Source organism: Neisseria sp. P0018.S001 (assembly GCF_051957355.1).
GTDB lineage: Bacteria > Pseudomonadota > Gammaproteobacteria > Burkholderiales > Neisseriaceae > Neisseria > Neisseria subflava_A.
Genome location: NZ_JBQCWN010000008.1, coordinates 53,872 through 76,560, shown reverse-complemented (window position 1 = coordinate 76,560; position 22,689 = coordinate 53,872). Strand labels below are relative to the sequence as shown.

Sequence of the window (22,689 nt, the reverse complement as noted above, 5' to 3'; positions counted from 1 at the left end):
ACTTTTGGGGTTTTTTGGGGGGGAAAGGTCGTCTGAAAGTTGTTTGTAAAATAGCAGGGTCAGTTCAACATGGCAATGGCGGCGGACAGAAAAAACGGTGCGACAAGGGTCAGGATAAAGCCGCTGACGATGGCGTATTTGATGTATTCGACACGGCAGTTTTCTTTGATAAAGGGTAGGGCGGAGTCCATTGCCGCTGCGCCAGAAATGCCGATTGCCGCCATAGGCTGCTTTCGTCCGTAGAAATACAGGAAGACGATGCTGATCATTTCGCGGAAAAAATCGGTCATAAACGCTGCCGCACCCATTTCGGGCGATACAGCTTTTCCAACCATAGGACCCGAAAGGGAGAACCAGCCGAAACCGCCAGACAATACCAGGCTTTGGGCAAACGAATAGGGCGAACATAGCGAAAAAACGAAACACGCGGCGGCGGTTGCAGCAACGGTCAGAAGCGGCAGCAGGAAAATCCTACGTCCGAATCCGCCAAGCTGGAAATGAACCAAGTCTATGCCAACCATGAAAATCAGCAGATAGAGGATATGGGTGCTGTCGATGGGCAGATTGCCGACCTGTCGCCCGAAAAAGGCAAATGTCGCGACACCCAAACCGAAAAAAGCAAAGGCTTTGAAACAGCCGTAAAAGGGTTTGATAAAGCTACCCGATGGAGTGGGAGCAGTCGAGGCTTCGGGTTTGCGATAAAGCGCAATCAAGGTAAACGCGCTGATAATCAGTGCGAGCAGCAGGGCATATTTGACGATGTCCGCGCCCAGATTCGGGTCGGTAAAGACGCCGCCGAACTCATAGCCCATGAAAAAGAGCAGCAGCAGGACAATAAAGGACAGGGGTTTGAGTAGGACTTGTCGAAGGGGTGGTGCAAGAAATTTACCAGATAGGAAACCGGTAGATAACAATGCAAGAACAATAAAGATCGATGATAAAGATGATTCCATATTTATAACTCTCCAGTTGAAAATTATTGATTTGATATTAAATATTTTGTTTCGTAAGAGAGAAATCAATTAATATCATTGTTCTTTGAGCAGGTTTGCCGGTTGCAGTTTGCGGTCGCTTTCGCGTTTGATGTGGTCAATAAGGTCGATGGCGTCTTGGGTTATTCGTTTTCTTCCTTATTTTTATTTTTTTCAAAGGCTTCATATTCTACGAGCAGCTTATAGTATTTTGGATAGAGCTTGGCAATGTGTTTGCGGTTTTTCGGGGTACAGAATTTTGCCACCTCTTTGGGTTCATGAGATTGTGGATAGCGGGAATAAAATTGAGTTTGCTCTTGTTTGGTCATTTTTTTGACCGTTGGGCAGATGGGCGACATTGCTGATTTACTGTTGATAAATCCAGCCATAGTCGATGCCAGCGAACCGTTGTCTTCAGCCTCATCGTTTGCCTCTTTTTCACAAAAAACTATATCGTTATACATATCCAATGAATCACGGATGACTTGCATACACTCGGTATGTGTCATTTTTTTGATGAGAGAAATTTCAGCGTGCGCAGACAAGGCGGGGAGTAAGAGCAGTAGGGAAATGAATTTTTTCATGGTGTCAGTTGTATATTATGGATAAGTGAGAAAGGTTGATGTTGTTTATTGATGTTCAGACGACCTTGCGGATTGACAAGGCCGTCTGAAAATATGCTGATTCAAAGCGGAATCAGGAATCTTGTTGTACTTTAAAAACCGCTTGAACCACGTCTTCTACGGTACGCACATTGCGGAAGTCTTCGGCTTGTAGTTTGCGGCCGGTTTCACGTTTGATGTGGTCGATGAGGTCGATGGCGTCGATACTGTCGATTTCCAAATCTTCGTAGAGGTTGGTTTCGGGTTTGATGCGTTCCGGTTCGATTTCAAACAGGTTAACCAGTGCATCGGTCAGCAGGGTGCGTACTTCTTGTTCGGTCATCTTCTCTCTCCCTTATGCTTGGCGGCTCTTGACGAACTCGGCCAGAGTTTTGACGTTGGCAAAGTTTTCGCGCAGGTTGTCGTTTTCACCGTCGAGCTGGAAGCCGAAGGTTTTTTGTACGGCCAAACCAAGTTCCAATGCATCAACCGAATCCAGGCCCAGGCCGTCGTCGCCGAAAAGAGGATCTTCGCTGCCGATGTCGGCAACGGTAATGTCTTCCAAGCCCAAGCTGTCGATGATTAATTGTTTGATTTGGTTTTCTAAATTGCTCATGTGGTTTTCCTTGTAAAATAGTCTTGCAGGTATTCGTTTAAACGGCGTGCGGCGATAGGTAGGGGTTTTTCTGCCAGCCATTCTTCCGGCAGGATGTCGTCGCCGACGGTAATTTCATAATGAATTTTTTGTGGCGGGATTTTGTACCACGGTTGCCCCTTTTTGAAATTGGGCGGCGTCATCTTGATGCACACGGGCGTGATGACTGATGCGCTGCGCAAACCGAGCGATACGGCGCCGCGGTGCATTTTAACCTGTCCGTCCCAACCTGTGCGCGTGCCTTCGGGGAAAATCAGCATACTTTGCCCGCTTTTGAATACGGCGTCGATTTCTTCCAACATTTCCATGCTTTCGTCGTTGGGGATGTAGCCTGAAGCGATAATCTGGCTTTTCATGCTGGGGTTGTGCAACAGGTCTTTTTTGACCAACACGTTCGGGTCGGGGAAGTGGCTGATCAGTAAAACAACATCCAAAAGCGAGGGATGGTTGGCAAGGATGAGCTGGCCGGGTCTGCCGAGTTTTTCCAAGCCGTTGAAGCGGACGCTCAATACGCCCGACCATTGCAGGTAGCCGACGAAGAAACGCCAAACTTTGCCTATCATGCGCCTTGCTTCAAGTTGGCGTTTGATGTCGCCCTTGGTCGATTTGAGCGTATAGGGCAAAAGTGCGATTTTGAACAATACGCCTGCAACGCCGAAGAGGATGAAGCCGAAGAGTGTGGCAAAAAAGCGACGGAAATAGTCTAAAGTCTTCATGCGTTTTTCTGCCAGTGCCAGTTTCTGCCGATATAGTGTTGCGTGTGTTGTCGGCCGTCTGAAAGCAGGAAGCGTACCCACTCCAGGCTGCTCCAATAGGGCTCGACTGTTGTATCGTTAAGGTTTTCAGACGGCCTTGCGGATGTGGTTTCCAAGCTTAAGGTATAGTCTTCGCCCTTTGTGATTACCAGTGCCAATGCATAGGCAAACGGCGCACGTGTAGCCAAGACGGGATAGTCTTCGGACAACGGATCATCGGCGACAATCACTAAAACAGATGGCGCGCCGTCTTGCAAAAGCGCAAATGCCTCGGTCAGCGCGGTTTCAAAGGAATCGGCGGCAACGGCCAACGCGGTATGCTCACTCATGTCTTTGCGCAACATCGACCATTGCCCAATCGTTGCGTTGTGGACGGACAGGCCGAATGAGGTCGGCGACACGGTATGCGTGTTTAAAAGTTCTTGCCACAATTCAAAGCTGCGGTTGCTTTCGCCGTCATGCGAAACGTACACCGGGACGCTTTCGGGATATTGGTCGGCCAGATTCCATGCGGCATCGCAAACCAAGCGTGCCGCTTTTCCCAAGCGGCGGCGTTGCATTGGCGGTAAAAAGGAGAGCGCGGGTTTGCACTCCGGCAGTGAGGCGGTATCGAGTTTTCCCTGCGCCCAGTCCTGCCATTGCTCCGGCGTACTGATTTTGCTGGAGGAGGCCTGCCATGCGGCGATATTGAAGCTGAAACGGCAAACGTTTTGAGGCATGATGTCTTTCAATGTTTTACATTTTCATACATTGTAATGAAATGGGTTAGTAAAAGCTAGGCTCTGTTATAATGCATATTGTAACGTAATTTATTCCCGGATGACATTTTATGCCTTCAATACCGAGTGCCCCGATTTATGATGTGGCTTCGCTGCTTCCGCACAGCGGACATATGGTGCTTATCGACTGTGTGAAAGAATTTGGCGATGACTATACGGTTTGCCGTGCGCCGGTTGGCGATAAGCATATTTTGCTGCAGGACGGCGTGTTGCCGTCTATGGCTTATATGGAATTGATGGCTCAGGGCATAGGCGCGTATGCAGGCATTGAGGCTTTAAAGGCCGGAGAGCCTGTACGCTTGGGTTTTTTATTGGGAACGCGCAAGCTGGATTTGTTTGCCGATTCCGTGCCTGTCGGTACTGAGCTGGAAGTCAGGGCGCATGTGTCCATTCAGGATTTGGGCGGCATGGGCGTATTTGATTGCGAGTTGCGCTGGACGGATGCGCCGGAAGATGTGAAGCCTCTGTTGCCGCCAGACGGTTTGCTGGCAAAAGCCTCTTTGAATGTGTACAGTCCGAAAGACGGTCAAATCATTTAAACCGTTTACAAGGCCGTCTGAAAAGACAAAGATTCAGACGGCCTGTCGATATAGTGAGAAAACGTATGAGTGAAACTATTTTAATTACAGGGTCTAATCGCGGTATCGGCAAAGCCGTCGCGCTTGGTTTGGCACAAGACGGCTTTGATATTGTCGTCCACTGCCGCAGCCGTCGTGACGAAGCGGAAGCTGTAGCGGAAGAAATCCGTGCATTGGGTAGAAATGCGCGCGTGTTGCAGTTTGACGTGTCCGACCGCGAAGACTGCCGAGAAATTTTGACTGCCGACATTGAGGCAAACGGCACATATTACGGCGTGGTACTGAATGCCGGGCTGACGCGCGACAATGCGTTTCCTGCGTTTACTGATGATGATTGGGACTTGGTGTTGCGTACCAATTTGGACGGTTTTTATAATGTGTTGCACCCTTTGACCATGCCGATGATCCGCCGCCGCAAAGCCGGACGGATTGTGTGCATGGCGTCGGTGTCCGGTTTGACGGGCAACCGCGGTCAGGTCAATTACAGCGCGTCCAAAGCGGGCTTAATCGGCGCGGCAAAAGCCTTGGCAGTTGAGTTGGCAAAACGCAAAATTACCGTCAACTGCGTGGCGCCGGGCCTTATCGATACCGATATTATCGATGAGAACGTGCCTGTCGAAGAAATCTTAAAGGCCGTCCCTGCTGCGCGTATGGGATTGCCCGAGGAAGTGGCGCATGCGGTGCGCTTCCTGATGGATGAAAAAGCGGCGTACATTACGCGTCAAGTGATTGCTGTGAACGGAGGTTTGTGTTGAATACTAGAAGAGTCGTTGTAACAGGTATCGGCGGTATTACCGCTTTCGGCCGTGATTGGCAAAGTATTCAGACGGCCTTTAAAGCCGAAAAAAACGCGGTCAAATACATGGACTGGAGTGGACGCTTTCCTGAATTGGAAGCGCAACTGGGTGCGCCGATTGAAGGCTATTCTCCTCCCGAACACTGGACGCGCAAGCAGCTTAGAAGCATGGGTCGCGTATCGCATTTGTGTGTCGATGCGGCGGAGCAAGCCTTGACGGATGCGGGTTTGCTGGGCGATGAAAGCATTACCGACGGCCGTATGGGCGTAGCGTGCGGTTCGTCTGTCGGCAGCACCAAAGACATCGGCGATATGGGCGAACTTTTGATAACAGGCACATCGCGCAATTTCAACGCCAATACTTATGTGCGCATGATGCCGCATACGACTGCCGCCAATATCGGCATTTTCTTCGGTTTGAAAGGCCGCATCATCCCGACATCAAGCGCGTGCTCTTCCGGCAGCCAAGGCATTGGTTATGCTTACGAAGCGATTAAATACGGCCTGATTGATATGATGCTGGCTGGCGGCGGCGAAGAATTTTGTCCGTCCGAAGTGTATGTTTTCGATTCACTCTATGCCGCCAGCCGCCGCAACGGCGAACCTGAGCTGACGCCGCGCCCTTACGACAACGCTCGAGACGGCTTGGTCATCGGCGAAGGTGCAGGCATTTTCGTATTGGAAGAGTTGGAGCACGCCCGTGCGCGCGGTGCGAAAATCTATGCTGAACTTGTCGGCTATGGTGCCAACAGTGACGGCAGTCACGTTACCCAACCGCAAAAAGAAACTATGCAAAAATGTATGGAGCTTGCGCTGAAAGACGCCGGTATTACGCCTGATAAAGTCGGCTATGTCAGCGGCCACGGTACGGCGACCGAAAAAGGCGATATTGCCGAAACGCTGGCGACTGAGGCAGTGTTTGGTTTTGTGCCGATGAGTTCACAAAAAAGCTATCTCGGCCATACACTCGGTGCATGCGGCGCATTGGAAGCCTGGTTTACCATCGAAATGATGAACAATGGTTGGTTTGCGCCGACTGTCAATTTGGAAAACATTGATCCGCGTTGCGGCAAGGTGGATTACATCCAAACAGGCGGACGTGAGATTCAAACAGATTATGTGGTCAGCAATAACTTTGCTTTTGGCGGCGTCAATACTTCGCTGGTGTTCAAACGTTGGCAAGAATAATCATCGCTTGATTTCATGATTAAAGGCCGTCTGAAACTTATCTTGAGTTTCAGACGGCCTTTATTTTATTTAGAGCTTGAGATGCTTGCGAATTTTATTCGTTTGTTTTCTTCTGATTTAAATCCACCAGCCTTGTTCCGGCCAAGAAGTCGTAGAGGAACTGGTGGTCGGGATGGAACAGGGCGAAGCCCCATGGCAGGATGAGCCAAATAAGCGCAGCACCGAATGCGCCTTTAGGAGGGATATTGAGCAGATGACGCAATCCGGCGTAGGCAAATAGGGGAATGAAGACAATAAAAATGCTTGCCCAAATAAAGCGCAGGCGCAGCTGCGGCAGGGGCGGCTGAGTATCGTTTTTATCGGCCAAGCCGATTTTCCATGTCTGCATGGCGAGGGTTTGGCCTTTTTTGTGCCAGTTGGTGCGGAAGTAGAGCCACCATGCGTAGAACAGAATCAGACAGGTTGCCAGCATGGACAGGCGCGTGGAAACAGGATTGAGAAAGATGGCGACAATACCGGCTGCAAGGGCGGCAATGCTGGTAACGGCGCCGGTCAGGAGAAGTTCGTAAACCAGTGCGGCGAGGCGGCGTTTGAGTGGGGCGGTAGGAAGACGGGTCATAATGCGATGGAAACGGAAATGGGTTTGATGGAAATAAAAACAGGCCGTCTGAAACGGGATAGGATGTTCAGACGGCCTGTTACTGTCGAGATTAGCGATGTGGACGTTTTTGACCGCGTGCCTGTTGGGCAGCCATTTGGTTCATTTCCTGACGGGTCGGACGTTTTTTGAAGATGGCGTGCGCTTCGTCAACGGAACATTTTTGCGACAGGCAAACCAAGGTAATCGCGTCTTTTTGATGTTGACCGCCGCTGTGGTACATGCGGCGCAGGTTGGCTTCGTTGATACGGCCTTTTTCCGGATCGATGTCGAATTTTTTCAGGCGCTCGAGGAATTGGCGTTGCTGACGGCGTGAAGTCCAAACGAAACCGCCTGCGGCAGCGGCCACGATGATGACGGCCAACAGGATGGCAAGCGGCCATGAATCGACGATCAGAACGATGATGAGGCTTAATACGGCAGTGGTCAGCAGGACCAGACCGCCGATGCGAAGTTTGGTTTTATTATCCATATGGTTGGTGTTTCCTTGTTTTTTGCTGGAAGAGGCCGTCTGAAATGCGAGGTTCAGACGGCCTGAATTTGAGTTTACGCTATTTTACAGTATTTTCTGTTTTTGGGGCGTATTACGTGCAAGTTTCTTGATACGTGGCAACGGTTTCAAGCGGCCAGCGAGGTAACGAGTTGTTTGAACTCAGTCCATGCATCGCCTTCTTCCGCGCCTTTGATGATGCGGTCGATTTTGGCGCAGGTTTTGAGTGCGTCGAGCAGGCGGTTGATGGAAATGCGTTTGGCCGCCATCGGTGCAAGGGTCTGCTTGTCGCCCCATAAGCGCAGGCTGTTGCGCAGGCTTTGGATGTTTTGGCCCTGCTTGAGTGCGGCAGTCAGGTGGATTAGGGTGCGGATGTCTTCGGCAACCGCCCACAACAGCAAAACCGGCTCTTCGCCTTCTTCTTCCAAACCGTCCAGCAAACGGGAAACGCGCAGGGCATCGCCTTTCATCCATGCGCCTGCCAGTTGGAATACGTCGAAGCGGGCGACGGTGGCAACTGCGGCTTCTGCGTCGGTAATATTGATTAAATGGCCTTGTGGATGGAGCAGGGCGAGTTTTTCGATTTCCTGACGGGCGGCCAAAAGATTGCCTTCGACGCGCTCGGCAAAAAGGGCGAGTGCTTCAGGTTCGATATCCAAACCCTGCTGTTTCAGACGGCCCTGTATCCATTGCGGCAAAGCATGTGGCGCAACGGCTTTTGCTTCTAAGACGATGCCTTTGCCCGCCAATGCGGAAAACCATTTGGACTGGATTTGCGTTTTTTCAAGCTTGGGCAGGAGGATGAGCGTAACCGTATCTTCGGGCAGGCGTTCGGCGAAGGCTTGCAGGGCATCGCCTCCGTTTTTACCGGGTTTGCCGTTGGGAATGTGGATTTCCAGTAGTTTCAAATCGGCAAACAAACCTGCGCTGCCGGCACTGTGCAACAGCTCGTTCCAGTCAAAATTGTTTTCGGCGGTATAAACTTCGCGGTTGAGATAACCTTGTTTTTTTGCGGCTGCGCGCAGCGTATCCAAAGCCTCGATGCGCAACAAATCCTCTTCGCCGTGGATGATGTACAACGGTTTGAGCGGCGTATCAGGGCGCAGGCTCTCAATGGGCGCGGCAGCCATTATTGTGCCTTCAGGAAAGTCAGGCGGCGGACGATTTGATCTGCAGCGTCGATGCGCATTTCAGACCAAATGGTTTCTTCCTCTTCCTGTTTACCCAAAACTTCGCTGTCGGCGTAGTCCATGGTGCGGTGAACCTTGACTTCCATCGGTTCGCCAACCGGCTCGCCGTTGCGGAAGGCTTGGGCTTTGACGGTCATGGCCAGCAGGTATTCGTTGATTGCGGCGGCGCGGGTAATGGTGTAGATGTCGCGGCGTTTTTGAAAGTCGACAACGCGCAGGGTGATTTGTGATTCGGCTTCGCTAACCGGATGACCGTCGGCACGGCGTAAGGCATTTTCCAGCGCTTTTTGCATGACGGCTCCGCCTTCTACATGCCAGTTTTGATAAGGCAGCGGCTGCGAAGTCACGCCTGTGCCTTTCAGGTGGAAACCGCAAGAGGCAAGCAATAGGGCGAGTGCAGGCAATAGGATTTTTTTCATTGGATATTCCTTCGTTGAAACCGGTTACGGTATCGTCGGATTATAACGAATAATGTTTAGGCCGTCTGAAACCGTAAACGGAAAGTATTTCAGACGGCCTTGTCTTTGATGGTGCAAATCTTATTTTTCCAACCAAATCAGGCTGACCATGCGGCCGGTTTGTCCGTCGCGGCGGTAGGAGAAGAAAGTATCGCGTTCCAAGACGGTGCAATGGGTGCCGCCATAAATCATGTTCACGCCCTCGCGGTGCAGAACCATGCGCGCCAAAGCGTAAATGTCGGCAAGGTATTTGCCGCTGCCGATGTCTTCAAACGCATCGACAGCTTCCGGCATAGGGGTGCAAAACGCATCAAATACATCTTGTCCCACCTCAAACGCATCAGGGCCGATGGCAGGGGCGAGATAGGCCATGATTTCCAACGGCTCGATATTCATTGCTGCAATAGTGTTTTGCAAAACACCACCGGCCAAACCGCGCCAGCCTGCATGAGCCGCCGCAACGACTGTACCTGCTTTGTCGCAAAACAAGACAGGCAGGCAATCGGCAGTCATCGAAGCGCAAGCGACTGTTCCCGTTGTATCCACCGAGGCATCGGCGTCGGGTGTATTTCCTAACGCTTCGGCGGCATTTACAACAATGGTGCTGTGGATTTGATTGAGGTAGGCAACGGGCAGGCCGACTTGTTCCTGTACGATTTCGCGGTTGCAGAGTACGGCTTCCAGATTGTCGCCGACGTGTGAGCCGACATTCAGGCTGCGGTATATGCCTTCGCTGACACCGCCGTTGCGTGTGGTAATAAGCGTTTTAACATTGGCAGGGGCAGGCCAGTCGGCAGTCAAAAAATTCTTGCCTTGCGGGGTGAGGTTTAGGGTATCTGTGATGGTTTTCATAATCTTTGAATCGCTGAATATTGGAACGGATTGATTTCAGAAGGCCTCAAATAATATTTTAGGCCGTCTGAAAATATGGGTTTAATCCCTTACATAAACGACTTCGACATCGTAGTCGTCTTCATTCCAATCATCGTCATCGTCCATGCCGAATTTCTCTTGCCATTCTTCCTCGTTGCTTAGGGATGAATCCAAACCGGCTTCCAGACGCAGGACGGAAAGCAGGTGGTACATATCGTCAGGCATAGGCGCTTCAAAGGAAACGGTTTCACCGGTTTTCGGATGGACAAAACTCAAGCGGTAGGCATGTAGGGCTTGGCGCGCGCCGAGGGCTTTGATGGCTTCTTTAACTGCGTCGCTACATGGATGGCGCAGGTTGCCGTAAACAGGATCGGCGGCCAGCGGATGGTTGGCTTCGCGCATATGAACGCGGATTTGGTGTGTGCGGCCGGTTTCGAGCGAGCATTCGATGTAGCTGTGCGCCAGATAACGTTCCAACACTTTGACGTGGGTAATGGCAGGTTTGCCGCCGAATTTGACGACTGCCATTTTCAGGCGGTTGTGTGGGTCGCGGCCGATTTGGGTTTCGATTTTGCCGTCAAAAGGAACAATGCCGTTGGCGACTGCGCGGTAAATGCGTTTGACTGTGCGCTCTTGAAGCTGTTGAACCAATGAGTTTTGCGCCGGCAGGGTTTTGGCGACTACCATCAGGCCGCTGGTTTCTTTGTCCAAACGGTGTACGATACCTGCACGCGGCACTTGGCTTAATTCGGGACAGTGCGCCAACAGGCCGTTGAGCAGGGTGCCGCTCCAGTTGCCTGCGGCAGGGTGGACGACCAATCCGGCCGGTTTGTTGATGACGATGACGGTATCGTCTTCATAAATAATGTCCAAATCCATGGGTTCGGGTGTGAACGCGAGGTTTTCTTCGCTCGGACGTACCGTAACGGCAATCAATTCACCGCCTATCATTTTATCTTTGGGTTGAGCGGGCTTATCGTTTACAATGACCGCACCCTCTTTAATCCACGAACTCAGACGGCTGCGCGAGTAGTCGGGCATGAGTTTGGCCAATACGGCATCCAGCCTTCCGCCCGCCATTTCGAGCGGAACGGTCAAATTAACACAACTTTCTGTTTCAGGGGATGACGGAAAGTCTAAATCATCGCTATAATCGGCTTCGTTATCAAAGGAAGTATTCTGCATGAAAAAAATTCTTTTAGTAGTTTCTTTAGGTTTGGCACTGAGTGCCTGCGCAAATAAAGGCACAATCGATAAAGACGCCCAAATTACTCAAGATTGGAGTGTGGAAAAGCTTTATGCCGAAGCGCAAGACGAATTGAACAGCAACAATTATACGCGAGCTGTCAAGTTATACGAAATTTTAGAGTCCCGTTTTCCAAACGGCCGCTATGCCCAGCAGTCCCAGTTGGATACGGCGTATGCCTATTATAAAGACGATGAGCCGGAAAAAGCCTTGGCTGCCATTGCGCGCTTCCAACGCCATCATCCGCAACATCCGAATATGGACTACGCGCTGTACTTGAAAGGTTTGGTCCTGTTTAACGAAGACCAGTCTTTCTTGAACAAGCTGGCTTCCCAAGACTGGTCCGACCGCGACCCGAAAGCCAACCGCGATGCTTATCAGGCATTTGCTGAGTTGGTTCAACGTTATCCAAACAGCAAATACGCTGCCGATGCAACCGAGCGTATGGCCAAGCTGGTGGACGCGTTGGGCGGTAACGAGATGTCTGTGGCGCGTTATTACATGAAACGCGGTGCTTATGTCGCAGCGGCCAACCGTGCTCAAAAAATCGTCGGCCGTTACCAAAATACCCGTTACGTTGAAGAAGCTTTGGCGATGATGGAATTGGCGTACAAAAAACTGGATAAGCCGCAACTGGCTGCCGATACACGCCGTGTATTGGAAACCAACTTCCCGCAAAGCCCGTTCTTGCAACACGAATGGCGATCTGACGATATGCCTTGGTGGCGTTACTGGCGTTAAGCGTCGGGTTGTTCAGGCATGAATAAGGCCGTCTGAAAATGATGCAGCTATGCATTTGGTTTTCAGACGGCCTTTGTTTTTAATGTTTTTTTACGATCTCTGTAAACAGGGTGCAAAATTCGTTTTAATATGGTAAAGTCTGATTTTAATAACTCGACGGTTTGAAGTCGTTACTCAGGGGCTGTTTAAATTTAAAATCAGTTTTGTTGAAGCCGCATCGGATTTGCCGTTGATGCATTCAGGAAAATTTCAGTCGTCAGGCTGATTTGGTTTTAAATTTAATCAGCCCTTTATGTTTACAAAAAAACAGAGGTAGATTCTCATGAAGTCTTGGCAGCTTCCTGAACACGTTGCCGACGTGTTACCGACCAATGCCCGACAACTGGAAAGCGCCCGTGAGCGGCTGTTGGCTTTGTTCCGCGTGCATGGTTATGAATTGGTGCAACCGCCGTTGATGGAATACAGCCATTCCTTATTGACACATATCGATGCCGGTTTGTCTTTGAAAACCATTTTGGTCGTCGATCAGCTCAGCGGCCGTCAGCTCGGTATCCGTGCGGATATTACGCCGCAGGTGGCGCGTATTGATGCCCACTTGCTTTCTGCCAATCAAGGCATCAACCGTTTATGCTATGCCGGTTCGGTGCTTCATGCGCGGCCTGACGGATTGCTCAATATGCGCGAACCTTTGCAGGCGGGTGCGGAAATGTACGGCTTGGAAGGCATTGAAGCGGATATCGAATTGATTGATTTGATGCTGAAAAGCATGAAGATTGCCGACATGGGCGAAGTTTTACTTTCATTAGGCCATATCGGCGTATTCCGTGCTTTGGCAAATGCCGCGCATTTAGATGAGCAGCAATCGGCAATCCTGCTGTCATCGATGCAGGACAAGGATGTCGAAGCCGTCAGCCAGTTGGTTAAAGAGTGGAAACTTGATGGCATGTGGGCAAAAGCGTTTTCATTGTTGCCCCGATTGTATGGCGGTCGTGAAGTGCTGACTGTGGCTAGAGAGAAATTACCGGAATTGTCCGCAGTCAGTGCGGCCTTGGATGAATTGCAGGCAGTATGTGATGCGTTCCCAAATCAAAAAGTGCATATCGATTTGTCGGAACTGCGCGTTGACAATTACCACACCGGTTTGCTTTACGCGGCTTATGGTTCAAACCGTCATGATGCCGTGGCACGTGGCGGCCGTTATGATGGATTGGGCGGATACTTCGGACGCGCGCGTCCGGCTGCCGGATTCAGTTTTGATTTGCGCAGCTTTATCGGCCGCCTTCCTGCTATCGGACGGGAATCCGTGGTGGCGGTCGATGTCAAAGACATGCCTGTGGCTCAAGAAGCGGTAGATGCTTTGCGTGAACAAGGACAATGTGTCGTTATCGATTACGGTATCGGCTATAACGGTTCGGAAGAGGTTACAGGCCGTCTGAAACAGGTAGACGGCGTTTGGAAAGTAATCGCTTTGAACGATTGAGTTTTATTTTGAAATTTTGTATCTGAAATAAGGTTAGATGGCTATGGCTAAAAATGTTGTCGTAATCGGTGCCCAATGGGGTGATGAAGGCAAAGGTAAGATTGTTGACTGGCTGGCGGAAGAAACCAGCGGTGTAGTACGTTTCCAAGGCGGCCACAATGCCGGCCATACTTTGGTTGTCGGTGGCAAAAAAACCATTTTGCGCCTGATTCCAAGCGGCATTTTGCATGAGACTTTGGACTGCTTCATCGGCTCAGGTGTTGTCGTTTCTCCTGAAGCATTGCTGGGTGAAATCGACGAATTGAACGCCGCCGGTGTGAAAAACGTTGAAGGCCGTCTGAAAATTGCGCCGACCTGCCCATTGATCCTGCCTTACCACATTGCGCTTGACCAAGCACGCGAAGCTTCCCGCGGTAAAAGCAAAATTGGTACAACCGGTCGCGGCATCGGCCCAGCCTATGAAGATAAAGTTGCCCGTCGCGCGATTCGCGTGGTGGACTTGTTGCACCCTGAAAAACTGGTTGAAAAATTGGAAGCTGTTTTGGCTTATTACAATGTTCAGTTGCAACACCTGCACAATGCCGAGCCGGTAAAAGTTGAAGACGTGATGGCGGTCATTGAAAAAGTTGCACCGCGCATTACGCCGATGATTACCGATGTTTCCCGTGTTTTGAACGAGAAAAACCGTAAAGGTGAAAGCCTGTTGTTTGAAGGCGCGCAAGGTACGTTGCTGGATATCGACTACGGTACTTATCCGTTTGTCACTTCTTCCAACTGCTTGGCAGGTGCCGCATCTGCCGGTGCAGGCGTAGGTCCGCAAATGCTGGATTACGTCTTGGGTATCGTTAAAGCCTATACCACCCGAGTGGGTTCCGGTCCATTCCCGACTGAATTGTTTGACGAAGTGGGCGCAGGTTTGGCTGAACGCGGCCATGAATTCGGTTCTGTAACCGGTCGTGCGCGTCGTTGTGGCTGGTTTGACGCGGCTGCTCTGAAACGCTCTATTCAAGTTAACGGCATTTCCGGCATGTGCATCACCAAGCTGGACGTGATGGACGGTATTGAAAACATCAATATCTGCGTAGGTTATGAATTGCCTGATGGCAGCAAAACCGACATTCTGCCTTGCGGCTCCGATGCGGTGGAAACCTGCAAACCGATTTACGAAACCATGCCGGGTTGGAGCGAGTCGACTTTTGGCGTGAAAGAGTACGACAAGCTGCCTGAAAACGCTAAAGCTTATCTGAAACGTATTGAAGAAGTTTGCGGTGCGCCTGTGGCTATTGTTTCAACCGGTCCTGATCGTGAAGAAACCATCGTTCTGCACCATCCGTTTGCTTAATTGATGAAGTGAATAAAGGCCGTCTGAATGTTTCAGACGGCCTTTATATATGCAATGCAATAAAAAATCAGCCCTGAAGAACACCTGTCTTCGGGGCTGAATTTTGTATTCTACGCCGTTTTTAAGTGCGAATGTTTAGAAACTGCGCTGTAGTACCAAGTAACAATTATTCTCATTGACGTAAATCAAGAAAAACCAAATCTGTAATTTTATTTCACAAAAACCCCTGTAAATAAATGGGTATTGATGTTATCCTTTTAGAAAATTTACAGTCTATATTTTCAATAAAATTAGGAGCTTGATATGTCAAATGATGTTCAGCAACGTCCAGCCGCTTGGGAAGGTTTTGTCGGTGGCAACTGGGAAACCAACGTAGATGTCCGCGATTTTATTCAAAAAAACTACACGCCATATGAAGGCGATGCCTCTTTCTTGGCACCAGCAACCGAAGCCACAACCAAGCTGTGGGCGGAAGTGATGGAAGGCATCAAGGTTGAAAACCGTACGCACGAGCCGTATAAAATCGACGCGCAAATCGTCTCCGGTATTACCAGCCATGCTCCAGGCTATATCGACAAAAATTTGGAAACCATCGTCGGCCTGCAAACAGACGAGCCTTTGAAACGCTCTATCATGCCGTTTGGCGGTTTGAAAATGGTACAAGATGCGTGCAAAGTGTACAACGTTGAATTGAATCCTGAAGTCAGCGAAATTTTCACCAAATATCGCAAAACCCACAACCAAGGCGTATTTGACGTTTATACGCCCGACATCCGCCGCTGCCGTAAATCAGGTGTGATTACCGGCCTGCCGGATGCTTATGGCCGCGGCCGTATTATCGGCGACTACCGCCGCGTGGCATTGTACGGTATCGACTTCTTGATGAAAGACAAACTCAACCAGTTCAACTCACTGCAAGCCGATTTGGAAAACGGTGTGGACTTGGAAGAAGTCATCCGCCGTCGCGAAGAAATCAACGAACAATACAAAGCCTTGGGTCAAATGAAAGAAATGGCGGCTTCTTACGGCTACGACATTTCCGGCCCTGCAAAAAATGCACAAGAAGCCATCCAATGGACTTACTTTGCCTACCTCGCTGCCGTTAAATCTCAAAACGGTGCGGCGATGTCTTTCGGCCGTGTATCTTCATTCTTGGACATCTACATCGAACGCGACCTGAAAAACGGTGTGATTACCGAAACCCAAGCGCAAGAATTCATTGACCACTTGGTGATGAAACTGCGTATGGTCCGTTTCCTGCGTACGCCCGAATACGACCAACTCTTCTCCGGCGACCCGATTTGGGCAACCGAATCCATCGGCGGTATGGGCTTGGATGGCCGTACCTTGGTAACCCGCACCAACTTCCGCGTGCTGCATACCCTGTACAACATGGGCCCGTCTCCTGAGCCAAACATCACTGTATTGTGGTCAGAACAACTGCCGCAAGGCTTTAAAGAATTCTGCGCCAAAGTATCCATCGATACTTCGTCCATCCAATACGAAAACGACGATTTGATGCGCCCTGACTTCAATAGCGACGACTACGCCATTGCCTGCTGCGTCAGCCCGATGGTGGTCGGCAAACAAATGCAGTTCTTCGGCGCACGTGCTAACTTAGCTAAAACTCTGCTGTACGCAATCAACGGCGGCGTGGATGAAAAATCTAAAGAGCAAGTTGGTCCGAAAACCGAGCCGATTATGGACGAAGTTTTGGACTACGACACTGTCTTTGAGCGCATGGACAAATTCATGGATTGGTTGGCAACCCAATACGTTACTGCGCTGAACATTATTCACTACATGCACGACAAATACAGCTACGAAGCCGCGTTGATGGCGCTGCATGATCGTGACGTGAAACGTACGATGGCATGCGGTATCGCCGGTTTGTCTGTAGCTGCCGACTCACTGTCCGCCATCAAATACGCCAAAGTGAAACCGATTCGCGATGAAAACGGTATTGCTGTTGACTTCGAAATCGAAGGCGAATACCCACAATTCGGTAACAACGACGACCGCGTGGACGACATCGCCTGCGACTTGGTAGAACGCTTCATGAAAAAAGTGGCAACCCACAAAACTTACCGCAACGCCACTCCGACTCAGTCCGTACTGACCATTACTTCCAACGTTGTTTACGGTAAGAAAACCGGTAATACTCCGGATGGCCGCCGCGCTGGCGCTCCGTTTGGTCCGGGTGCAAACCCGATGCACGGTCGTGATGTCAACGGTGCAGTTGCTTCATTGACTTCTGTAGCCAAACTGCCATTTGAGTTTGCTAAAGACGGTATTTCCTATACCTTCTCCATTATTCCTGGCGCGTTGGGTAAAGACGAGCATTCTCGCGAACGCAACCTTGCCGGTTTGATGGACGGTTATTTCCACCATGAAGACGGTATTTTGGAAGGCGGCCAACACTTGAACGTCAACGTATTGAATCGCGAGACTTTGGAAGATGCGATGCACAATCCGGAGAAATATCCGCAGTTGACCATTCGTGTTTCCGGTTATGCGGTTCGCTTCAACTCGCTGACCCGCGAACAACAGCTTGACGTGATTACCCGTACATTCACAGAAACCATGTAATCGGGTGGCGAAACAAACCAGAAGCTAAATTTGCATTTGGTTTGTTTTGAAACAAAGCTCCAAGGCCGTCTGAAATGTTCAGACGGCCTTTATTATCGTACAATCCATATAAGCAAAAACATTTTTGAGCCGAACACTATGTCCACGACTTTTGCCATTACCCCCGAGCCGGAACTGAAAGACCTTGGCCACCGTCACTATAACGGCAAAGGCATTATTCATTCTATTGAATCTTGCGGTGCTGTCGATGGTCCGGGTTTGCGCTACGTGCTTTTTTTGCAAGGTTGCCTGATGCGCTGCCTGTATTGCCACAATCGCGACACATGGGATCTCCATACCGAGCAGGCGCAGGAATTGGACGTGGCAACCGTGATGAAGCAGGTTATGACCTATCGTCATTATCTGCGTGCGACAGGCGGAGGCGTAACGGCAACCGGCGGCGAGCCGTTATTGCAATATGAGTTTGTGCGCGATTGGTTTACGGCCTGCCGGGAACATGATATCCATACCTGTCTCGACAGCAATGGCTATGCTTTGCACTATGATTCGATTTTGGATGATTTGCTCGATCATACCAATTTGGTCATGCTCGACTTAAAACAAATCGATCCTGAAATTCATAAAGTGCTTGTTGGTATCCCAAATACCAAAACGCTGAAATTCGCGCGCTATCTTGCCGAACGCAACCAGCCGACGCGTGTGCGCTATGTGGTTGTTCCCGGTTATACCGATGATGAGCGTTCGGCGCATTTATTGGGCGAGTTTATCGGTGATATGGATAATGTCGAAATGGTCGAGCTTTTGCCGTATCACGAATTGGGCGCACACAAATGGGCTTTGTGCGGCGACGAATACAAATTAAAAGGCGTACATCCGCCGCCTAAAGAAACCATTTTGAAAATCAAAGAAATATTAGAGAGCTACGGAAAAAACATTATTTATTAAAACAGAAAAAGGCCGTCTGAAACGAAATAATCAGTTTCAGACGGCCTTTTAACTATTGAAAAAAACTTAAACGTTCAATGCGGCCAAAACCTTGGCGACAACTTCTGATACTGCAACGGCTTGAGCCTGATTGTCACGGCGCTCGGCATATTCGACATTGCCTTCTTTTAAGGCGCGATCGCCGATGACGATGCGGTGAGGGATGCCCAATAGCTCGGAGTCATTCAGTAATACGCCTGCACGTTCGTCGCGGTCATCCAACAAAACATCCGCACCGGCAGCTAAAAGCTCGGCATAGATTTTGTTGGCTGCTTCGCGTACAGCTTCTGATTTTTTGTAGTTCATCGGCACGATAACGACTTCAAATGGCGCCATTGCTTTGGTCCAAACAATGCCTTTTTCGTCGTTGTTTTGCTCGATGGCGGCGGCCACAACGCGGGTAATACCGATACCGTAGCAGCCCATTTCCATGATTTGGGATTTGCCGTTATTGTCCAAGAAGCTGACATTCATGGCTTGGGTATATTTGTCGCGCAATTGGAAAACGTGGCCGACTTCAATACCGCGCGCCAGTTTCAGACGGCCTTGTTCGTCGGGGCTGATGTCGCCTTCGATGACATTGCGCAAATCGACAAATTCAGGTTCGGCAGCATCTCGGTCGAAGTTGAAGCCGGTATAGTGGTAGTCGTCTTCGTTTGCGCCGATAACCCAGTCTGCGCCTTTTTCGGTGGCGAAATCGGCATAGACTTTGCCTTTGAAGTTGACAGGGCCGAGAGAGCCGCAGTTTGCGCCGAACTGTTCAACAATCGCGGCAGGGCTTGCCATGGTCAGTGGCGATTTCACGCCGGCCAGTTTTTCTGCCTTGATGTCGTTAAACTCATGGTCGCCACGCAACAGCAGCAGGACGAGTTTGCCTTCGTTTTCGCCTTCGACCACGATGGACTTGAGGGTTTGTTCAATCGGAATATTGAGGAATTCAACCAAAGACCCAATGGTTTTGACATTCGGTGTATGTACTTTGGTCAATTCAGCCTGAGCGACAGCGCGTTCGCCTTTGAGCGGCAAGGTAGGCGCCAGCTCGATATTGGCGGCATAATCTGAAGTATCGCTGTATGCAATAACGTCTTCGCCGCTTTCAGCCAATACTTGGAATTCGTGAGAGCCGGTACCGCCGATGCTGCCGGTATCCGCGGCAACAGGACGGAATTCCAAACCCAAACGGGTGAAGATACGGCAATAAGCGTCGTACATATCTTGATAGGTCGTCTGAAGCGAGGCATAGTCGGCATGGAAGGAATAAGCATCTTTCATGACGAACTCGCGCGCACGCATCACACCGAAGCGCGGACGCACTTCATCGCGGAATTTGGTTTGGATGTGGTAAAAATTTTTCGGCAGTTGTTTGTAGCTGTTGACTTCTTTGCGCACGATGTCGGCAATCACTTCTTCACAAGTCGGACCCATGCAGAAATCGCGGTCATGACGGTCTTTCAGGCGCAGCAGTTCTTTACCGTAAAACTCCCAGCGGCCGGATTCCTGCCACAGCTCGGCAGGTTGCACCACCGGCATCAGCAGCTCCACGCTACCTGCGCGGGCCATTTCTTCACGCACAATATTTTCAACTTTGCGCAATACACGCAGGCCCATCGGCATCCAAGTATAAAGACCGGATGCGTTGGCTTTGATCAAGCCGGCACGAATCATCAGCTTGTGGCTGGCAAGTGCGGCTTCGGCAGGAGCTTCTTTAAGGGTAGAAATGAAGAACTGGGAGGCTTTCATGGCGTATTTTTCTTTCTTAAAAATAAGTGCGTATTGTAACGCAAAATGTATGGCCGCGCGTCTTTTGAATGGCATCTGATGAAATCGGCCGTTATTTTACGCAGCTTTTGATTCGGGGCGATTTTTAGGGATGTCAACCCTAATTTATGCACAAAGCCGCATAACCTTGTTTTACCTATAAATTTTCACTGTATGATTATAGTAAAATCTTATAAATATAACTATTTGATTTTATTATATTTTATTTGATTAAATTTTAGTCAATTTAAGACTTAGTTTGTTCCTAAAGAAAATTTTACGATTACCCAAAGCTTATCAACAGATTTATCCACAGAGATTGTGTATAGATTTTAAATGCTGTCGGCGTAATGATTTCGCATGATTGGCAAGCCTTGTTTAAAGCAGATTGGGGCACCTTAAAAAGATGGGGCAACAACACGATGGGCAGGTTTTGCGCTAACATTCTGCTTATTGTTGTTTCCTTACAAGGAATAAAATGAAAAATTCAGAATTGCATTTGCTGGAACGCAGAAAGATGTTTAACGGGCATCAGGAACGTTACCGCCATTTTTCTCAAACTTGCCGGACGGATATGGTATTTGATGTCTATCTACCGCCACAAGTCTTAAAAGGCTATCCCGCACCTGTTTTATATTTTCTTTCCGGCTTAAATAGTGATGGTTCTGAATTGGTTCGGCAAAGCGGAATCCAACGTTTTGCGGCACAATGGAATATTATTGTGGTTTTTCCGGATACCTCGCCACGCGGTCAGCATGTTGCCGACAGTGAAGAGCATTATCTTGGACAGGGCGCCGGATTTTATGTCAATGCAACTGAAGCACCTTGGGCGCAGCATTATCAAATGGAAAGCTATATCAGCCAAGAATTGCCTGATTTGATCGAGCATCATTTTCCGGTAACGAAAGAGCGCAGCATTGCAGGTTTCAGCATGGGCGGGCATGGCGCGCTGCATTTGGCTTTGAAGCATCCCGGCCGATATGCTGCGGTTTCTGCCTTTGCGCCTTTATGTCATCCAATCGATACGGAAGGCGGCAGGCAGGCATTTTCAGCTTATTTGGGTCAAAACATGGAAACATGGAAATACTATGACAGTACAGAGCTGCTTCAGATGGCCTCGCATAAATTGCCTGTTTTGATCGATGTCGGCAGTGAAGATACTTTATATCCTGAAGTCCTGCAACCAGAAGGGTTTGTCCGCTCAACGCGTGAAAAAGGTTTCAATATCCAATATAAAGTACGTCCGGGCTATGGGCATGACTATTTCTTTATTGCCAGTTTTATCGATTCGCATATTGAGTTTCACGCTCAGGCATTAGGGCTTTAAACTATATTAAATAAAAGGCCGTCTGAAATCCGATTAATGGTCGGATTTCAGACGGCCTTTATTTGGTCTTTTTGTAACCTTTAATTTCAAACAGGCTTATTCCTCAGGACGTTCGCCGTCGGTATCGTCTAATTTACCTTCGGTAATATCGACATTGATACCGACTGCTGCACGGATTTTGGCATCGATTTCGTTGGCGATATCAGGATTTTCTTTCAGCCAAACGCGTACATTGTCTTTACCTTGGCCGATTTTTGCACCGTTGTAGCTGTACCATGCACCGGATTTCTCAACGATGTTATGTTTGACCCCCAAGTCGATCAATTCACCTTCCCAGCTGATGCCTTCGCCGTAAAGAATATCGAATTCGGCTTGACGGAATGGAGGCGCAACTTTGTTTTTGATGACTTTGACTTTGGTTTCGTTACCAATGACGTCATCACCTTTTTTAATCTGACCGGTACGGCGGATGTCGAGGCGGACGGAGGCGTAGAATTTGAGCGCGTTACCGCCGGTTGTGGTTTCAGGGCTGCCAAACATCACGCCGATTTTCATACGGATTTGGTTGATGAAAACAACCAATGTATTGGTGCGTTTGATGTGGCCGGTCAGTTTGCGCAGGGCTTGGCTCATTAGGCGGGCTTGCAGGCCGACGTGGCTGTCGCCCATTTCGCCTTCGATCTCGGCTTTAGGCACAAGTGCTGCTACGGAGTCGACAACGACCATATCGATACCGCCTGAGCGCACCAAGGTATCGCAGATTTCCAATGCCTGTTCGCCGGTATCCGGTTGGGAGAGATAGAGTTCTTCGACTTTTACGCCGAGTTTGCGGGCATAAATCGGGTCAAAAGCATGCTCGGCATCGATGAATGCGCAGATGCCGCCATTTTTTTGGCATTGGGCAATGGCTTCGAGACAGAGTGTGGTTTTACCGGAGGATTCCGGGCCGAAAATTTCAACCACGCGGCCGCGGGGCAGACCGCCAACGCCGAGTGCCAAGTCCACGCCGAGGGAGCCGGTGGAAATAACATCAAGGTTTTCTTCCTGTTGGCTGCCGTCCATTTTCATGATGGAGCCTTTGCCGAAGTTTTTTTCGATTTGGGCAAGGGCGGCGGCTAAGGCTTTGCTTTTTTCGTCTGACATGTTTTCTCTCCGAAAGGAAATATGAATCGCTAAGAATTTATTTAGCTATTATCGCATAAATTAAGAAAAAGTATAGTTTTATTTTT

The 22,689-nt window shown here is 49.6% G+C and carries 23 protein-coding genes; 9 read left to right on the top strand and 14 right to left on the bottom strand.

All coding sequences use genetic code 11. The features are described from left to right. Positions 1-59: 59 nt before the first annotated feature. From ACTHTJ_RS07135 to ACTHTJ_RS07110, 6 genes are all read right to left on the bottom strand, one after another. Positions 60-953, bottom strand: a complete 894-nt coding sequence (locus ACTHTJ_RS07135) for a lysine exporter LysO family protein (protein WP_210389049.1) — start codon at positions 951-953, stop codon at positions 60-62. A 161-nt stretch (positions 954-1,114) separates the two neighbouring features. After that, positions 1,115-1,555 (bottom strand): hypothetical protein, encoded by a 441-nt coding sequence (locus ACTHTJ_RS07130; RefSeq protein ID WP_070585687.1) that lies wholly within the window; start codon positions 1,553-1,555, stop codon positions 1,115-1,117. A gap of 112 nt (positions 1,556-1,667) precedes the next feature. Beyond that, the gene (locus tag ACTHTJ_RS07125; protein WP_070585688.1) at positions 1,668-1,916 is read right to left on the bottom strand and encodes an acyl carrier protein; all 249 of its coding nucleotides are present in this window, start codon (positions 1,914-1,916) and stop codon (positions 1,668-1,670) included. Positions 1,917-1,928: 12 nt separating this feature from the next. Next, positions 1,929-2,189: a phosphopantetheine-binding protein gene (locus ACTHTJ_RS07120; RefSeq protein WP_003680822.1), complete on the bottom strand. Its 261-nt coding sequence runs from the start codon at positions 2,187-2,189 to the stop codon at positions 1,929-1,931. Then, a complete protein-coding gene (locus ACTHTJ_RS07115) occupies positions 2,186-2,944 on the bottom strand; it encodes a lysophospholipid acyltransferase family protein (RefSeq protein ID WP_003746415.1) in 759 nt (252 codons plus the stop codon). The genes ACTHTJ_RS07120 and ACTHTJ_RS07115 overlap by 4 nt, the downstream gene beginning before the upstream one ends. Further along, positions 2,941-3,702, bottom strand: coding sequence for a beta-ketoacyl synthase chain length factor (locus ACTHTJ_RS07110; RefSeq protein WP_070585689.1), 762 nt, complete (start codon positions 3,700-3,702; stop codon positions 2,941-2,943). The genes ACTHTJ_RS07115 and ACTHTJ_RS07110 overlap by 4 nt, the downstream gene beginning before the upstream one ends. A gap of 110 nt (positions 3,703-3,812) precedes the next feature. On the opposite strand from ACTHTJ_RS07110, the gene ACTHTJ_RS07105 reads away from it, so the two are divergent. The 3 genes from ACTHTJ_RS07105 to ACTHTJ_RS07095 all read left to right on the top strand — a co-directional run bounded on the left by ACTHTJ_RS07105 (position 3,813) and on the right by ACTHTJ_RS07095 (position 6,324). Continuing rightward, positions 3,813-4,301, top strand: a complete 489-nt coding sequence (locus ACTHTJ_RS07105; RefSeq protein ID WP_083297219.1) for an ApeP family dehydratase — start codon at positions 3,813-3,815, stop codon at positions 4,299-4,301. Positions 4,302-4,366: 65 nt separating this feature from the next. Beyond that, positions 4,367-5,095 carry a 3-oxoacyl-ACP reductase FabG gene (gene fabG, locus ACTHTJ_RS07100; RefSeq protein WP_070585690.1) on the top strand — a complete coding sequence of 243 codons (729 nt, stop codon included), beginning with the start codon at positions 4,367-4,369 and terminating at the stop codon, positions 5,093-5,095. Continuing rightward, positions 5,089-6,324 carry a beta-ketoacyl-ACP synthase gene (locus ACTHTJ_RS07095; RefSeq protein WP_070585691.1) on the top strand — a complete coding sequence of 412 codons (1,236 nt, stop codon included), beginning with the start codon at positions 5,089-5,091 and terminating at the stop codon, positions 6,322-6,324. The genes fabG and ACTHTJ_RS07095 overlap by 7 nt, the downstream gene beginning before the upstream one ends. A gap of 94 nt (positions 6,325-6,418) precedes the next feature. On the opposite strand, the gene ACTHTJ_RS07090 is transcribed toward ACTHTJ_RS07095, so the two are convergent. The 6 genes from ACTHTJ_RS07090 to rluD all read right to left on the bottom strand — a co-directional run bounded on the left by ACTHTJ_RS07090 (position 6,419) and on the right by rluD (position 11,178). Then, positions 6,419-6,943 (bottom strand): RDD family protein, encoded by a 525-nt coding sequence (locus ACTHTJ_RS07090; RefSeq protein WP_070585692.1) that lies wholly within the window; start codon positions 6,941-6,943, stop codon positions 6,419-6,421. A 91-nt stretch (positions 6,944-7,034) separates the two neighbouring features. Beyond that, a complete protein-coding gene (locus ACTHTJ_RS07085; protein WP_070585693.1) occupies positions 7,035-7,454 on the bottom strand; it encodes a hypothetical protein in 420 nt (139 codons plus the stop codon). Positions 7,455-7,600: 146 nt separating this feature from the next. Beyond that, positions 7,601-8,602 (bottom strand): DNA polymerase III subunit delta, encoded by a 1,002-nt coding sequence (holA, locus tag ACTHTJ_RS07080; protein WP_070585694.1) that lies wholly within the window; start codon positions 8,600-8,602, stop codon positions 7,601-7,603. Continuing rightward, positions 8,602-9,081 carry an LPS-assembly lipoprotein LptE gene (locus ACTHTJ_RS07075; protein ID WP_003680809.1) on the bottom strand — a complete coding sequence of 160 codons (480 nt, stop codon included), beginning with the start codon at positions 9,079-9,081 and terminating at the stop codon, positions 8,602-8,604. Before ACTHTJ_RS07075 ends, holA begins: the two co-directional genes overlap by 1 nt. A 120-nt stretch (positions 9,082-9,201) precedes the next feature. Then, positions 9,202-9,972, bottom strand: a complete 771-nt coding sequence (gene pgeF / locus ACTHTJ_RS07070; RefSeq protein WP_070585695.1) for a peptidoglycan editing factor PgeF — start codon at positions 9,970-9,972, stop codon at positions 9,202-9,204. Positions 9,973-10,053: 81 nt separating this feature from the next. Further along, complete coding sequence (gene rluD / locus ACTHTJ_RS07065) at positions 10,054-11,178, bottom strand: 23S rRNA pseudouridine(1911/1915/1917) synthase RluD (protein WP_070585696.1); 1,125 nt, start codon at positions 11,176-11,178, stop codon at positions 10,054-10,056. On the opposite strand from rluD, the gene ACTHTJ_RS07060 reads away from it, so the two are divergent. From ACTHTJ_RS07060 to pflA, 5 genes are all read left to right on the top strand, one after another. Continuing rightward, positions 11,177-11,980 carry an outer membrane protein assembly factor BamD gene (locus tag ACTHTJ_RS07060; RefSeq protein WP_070585697.1) on the top strand — a complete coding sequence of 268 codons (804 nt, stop codon included), beginning with the start codon at positions 11,177-11,179 and terminating at the stop codon, positions 11,978-11,980. The genes rluD and ACTHTJ_RS07060 overlap by 2 nt on opposite strands. Before the next feature lie 322 nt (positions 11,981-12,302). Next, positions 12,303-13,460 carry an ATP phosphoribosyltransferase regulatory subunit gene (locus ACTHTJ_RS07055; RefSeq protein ID WP_070585698.1) on the top strand — a complete coding sequence of 386 codons (1,158 nt, stop codon included), beginning with the start codon at positions 12,303-12,305 and terminating at the stop codon, positions 13,458-13,460. Between the two features lie 43 nt (positions 13,461-13,503). Then, positions 13,504-14,802: an adenylosuccinate synthase gene (locus ACTHTJ_RS07050; protein ID WP_070585699.1), complete on the top strand. Its 1,299-nt coding sequence runs from the start codon at positions 13,504-13,506 to the stop codon at positions 14,800-14,802. 303 nt (positions 14,803-15,105) lie between these two features. Then, on the top strand, positions 15,106-17,391 hold the full coding sequence (gene pflB, locus ACTHTJ_RS07045; protein ID WP_049332561.1) for a formate C-acetyltransferase: 2,286 nt from the start codon (positions 15,106-15,108) through the stop codon (positions 17,389-17,391). Between the two features lie 138 nt (positions 17,392-17,529). Then, positions 17,530-18,336: a pyruvate formate lyase 1-activating protein gene (gene pflA, locus ACTHTJ_RS07040; RefSeq protein WP_039864035.1), complete on the top strand. Its 807-nt coding sequence runs from the start codon at positions 17,530-17,532 to the stop codon at positions 18,334-18,336. 66 nt (positions 18,337-18,402) lie between these two features. Here pflA and ACTHTJ_RS07035 read toward each other — a convergent pair whose 3' ends face one another. Continuing rightward, positions 18,403-20,115, bottom strand: a complete 1,713-nt coding sequence (locus ACTHTJ_RS07035; RefSeq protein ID WP_070585734.1) for a proline--tRNA ligase — start codon at positions 20,113-20,115, stop codon at positions 18,403-18,405. A 496-nt stretch (positions 20,116-20,611) separates the two neighbouring features. Between ACTHTJ_RS07035 and fghA the strand changes: the two genes are divergently transcribed. Then, the gene (gene fghA, locus ACTHTJ_RS07030) at positions 20,612-21,460 is read left to right on the top strand and encodes an S-formylglutathione hydrolase (RefSeq protein ID WP_070585700.1); all 849 of its coding nucleotides are present in this window, start codon (positions 20,612-20,614) and stop codon (positions 21,458-21,460) included. Positions 21,461-21,556: 96 nt separating this feature from the next. Here fghA and recA read toward each other — a convergent pair whose 3' ends face one another. After that, complete coding sequence (gene recA / locus ACTHTJ_RS07025) at positions 21,557-22,603, bottom strand: recombinase RecA (protein ID WP_070713923.1); 1,047 nt, start codon at positions 22,601-22,603, stop codon at positions 21,557-21,559. Between the last annotated feature and the right edge of the window lie 86 nt (positions 22,604-22,689).

Excerpts from the sequence above, each read along its gene's own strand:
- ACTHTJ_RS07135 (WP_210389049.1), bottom strand. The coding sequence starts at position 953 with ATGGAATCATCTTTATCATCGATCTTTATTGTTCTTGCATTGTTATCT.
- ACTHTJ_RS07130 (WP_070585687.1), bottom strand. The coding sequence starts at position 1,555 with ATGAAAAAATTCATTTCCCTACTGCTCTTACTCCCCGCCTTGTCTGCG.
- ACTHTJ_RS07125 (WP_070585688.1), bottom strand. The coding sequence starts at position 1,916 with ATGACCGAACAAGAAGTACGCACCCTGCTGACCGATGCACTGGTTAAC.
- ACTHTJ_RS07120 (WP_003680822.1), bottom strand. The coding sequence starts at position 2,189 with ATGAGCAATTTAGAAAACCAAATCAAACAATTAATCATCGACAGCTTG.
- ACTHTJ_RS07115 (WP_003746415.1), bottom strand. The coding sequence starts at position 2,944 with ATGAAGACTTTAGACTATTTCCGTCGCTTTTTTGCCACACTCTTCGGC.
- ACTHTJ_RS07110 (WP_070585689.1), bottom strand. The coding sequence starts at position 3,702 with ATGCCTCAAAACGTTTGCCGTTTCAGCTTCAATATCGCCGCATGGCAG.
- ACTHTJ_RS07105 (WP_083297219.1), top strand. The coding sequence starts at position 3,813 with ATGCCTTCAATACCGAGTGCCCCGATTTATGATGTGGCTTCGCTGCTT.
- fabG (WP_070585690.1), top strand. The coding sequence starts at position 4,367 with ATGAGTGAAACTATTTTAATTACAGGGTCTAATCGCGGTATCGGCAAA.
- ACTHTJ_RS07090 (WP_070585692.1), bottom strand. The coding sequence starts at position 6,943 with ATGACCCGTCTTCCTACCGCCCCACTCAAACGCCGCCTCGCCGCACTG.
- ACTHTJ_RS07085 (WP_070585693.1), bottom strand. The coding sequence starts at position 7,454 with ATGGATAATAAAACCAAACTTCGCATCGGCGGTCTGGTCCTGCTGACC.
- holA (WP_070585694.1), bottom strand. The coding sequence starts at position 8,602 with ATGGCTGCCGCGCCCATTGAGAGCCTGCGCCCTGATACGCCGCTCAAA.
- ACTHTJ_RS07075 (WP_003680809.1), bottom strand. The coding sequence starts at position 9,081 with ATGAAAAAAATCCTATTGCCTGCACTCGCCCTATTGCTTGCCTCTTGC.
- pgeF (WP_070585695.1), bottom strand. The coding sequence starts at position 9,972 with ATGAAAACCATCACAGATACCCTAAACCTCACCCCGCAAGGCAAGAAT.
- ACTHTJ_RS07060 (WP_070585697.1), top strand. The coding sequence starts at position 11,177 with ATGAAAAAAATTCTTTTAGTAGTTTCTTTAGGTTTGGCACTGAGTGCC.
- rluD (WP_070585696.1), bottom strand. The coding sequence starts at position 11,178 with ATGCAGAATACTTCCTTTGATAACGAAGCCGATTATAGCGATGATTTA.
- ACTHTJ_RS07055 (WP_070585698.1), top strand. The coding sequence starts at position 12,303 with ATGAAGTCTTGGCAGCTTCCTGAACACGTTGCCGACGTGTTACCGACC.
- ACTHTJ_RS07050 (WP_070585699.1), top strand. The coding sequence starts at position 13,504 with ATGGCTAAAAATGTTGTCGTAATCGGTGCCCAATGGGGTGATGAAGGC.
- pflB (WP_049332561.1), top strand. The coding sequence starts at position 15,106 with ATGTCAAATGATGTTCAGCAACGTCCAGCCGCTTGGGAAGGTTTTGTC.
- pflA (WP_039864035.1), top strand. The coding sequence starts at position 17,530 with ATGTCCACGACTTTTGCCATTACCCCCGAGCCGGAACTGAAAGACCTT.
- ACTHTJ_RS07035 (WP_070585734.1), bottom strand. The coding sequence starts at position 20,115 with ATGAAAGCCTCCCAGTTCTTCATTTCTACCCTTAAAGAAGCTCCTGCC.
- fghA (WP_070585700.1), top strand. The coding sequence starts at position 20,612 with ATGAAAAATTCAGAATTGCATTTGCTGGAACGCAGAAAGATGTTTAAC.
- recA (WP_070713923.1), bottom strand. The coding sequence starts at position 22,603 with ATGTCAGACGAAAAAAGCAAAGCCTTAGCCGCCGCCCTTGCCCAAATC.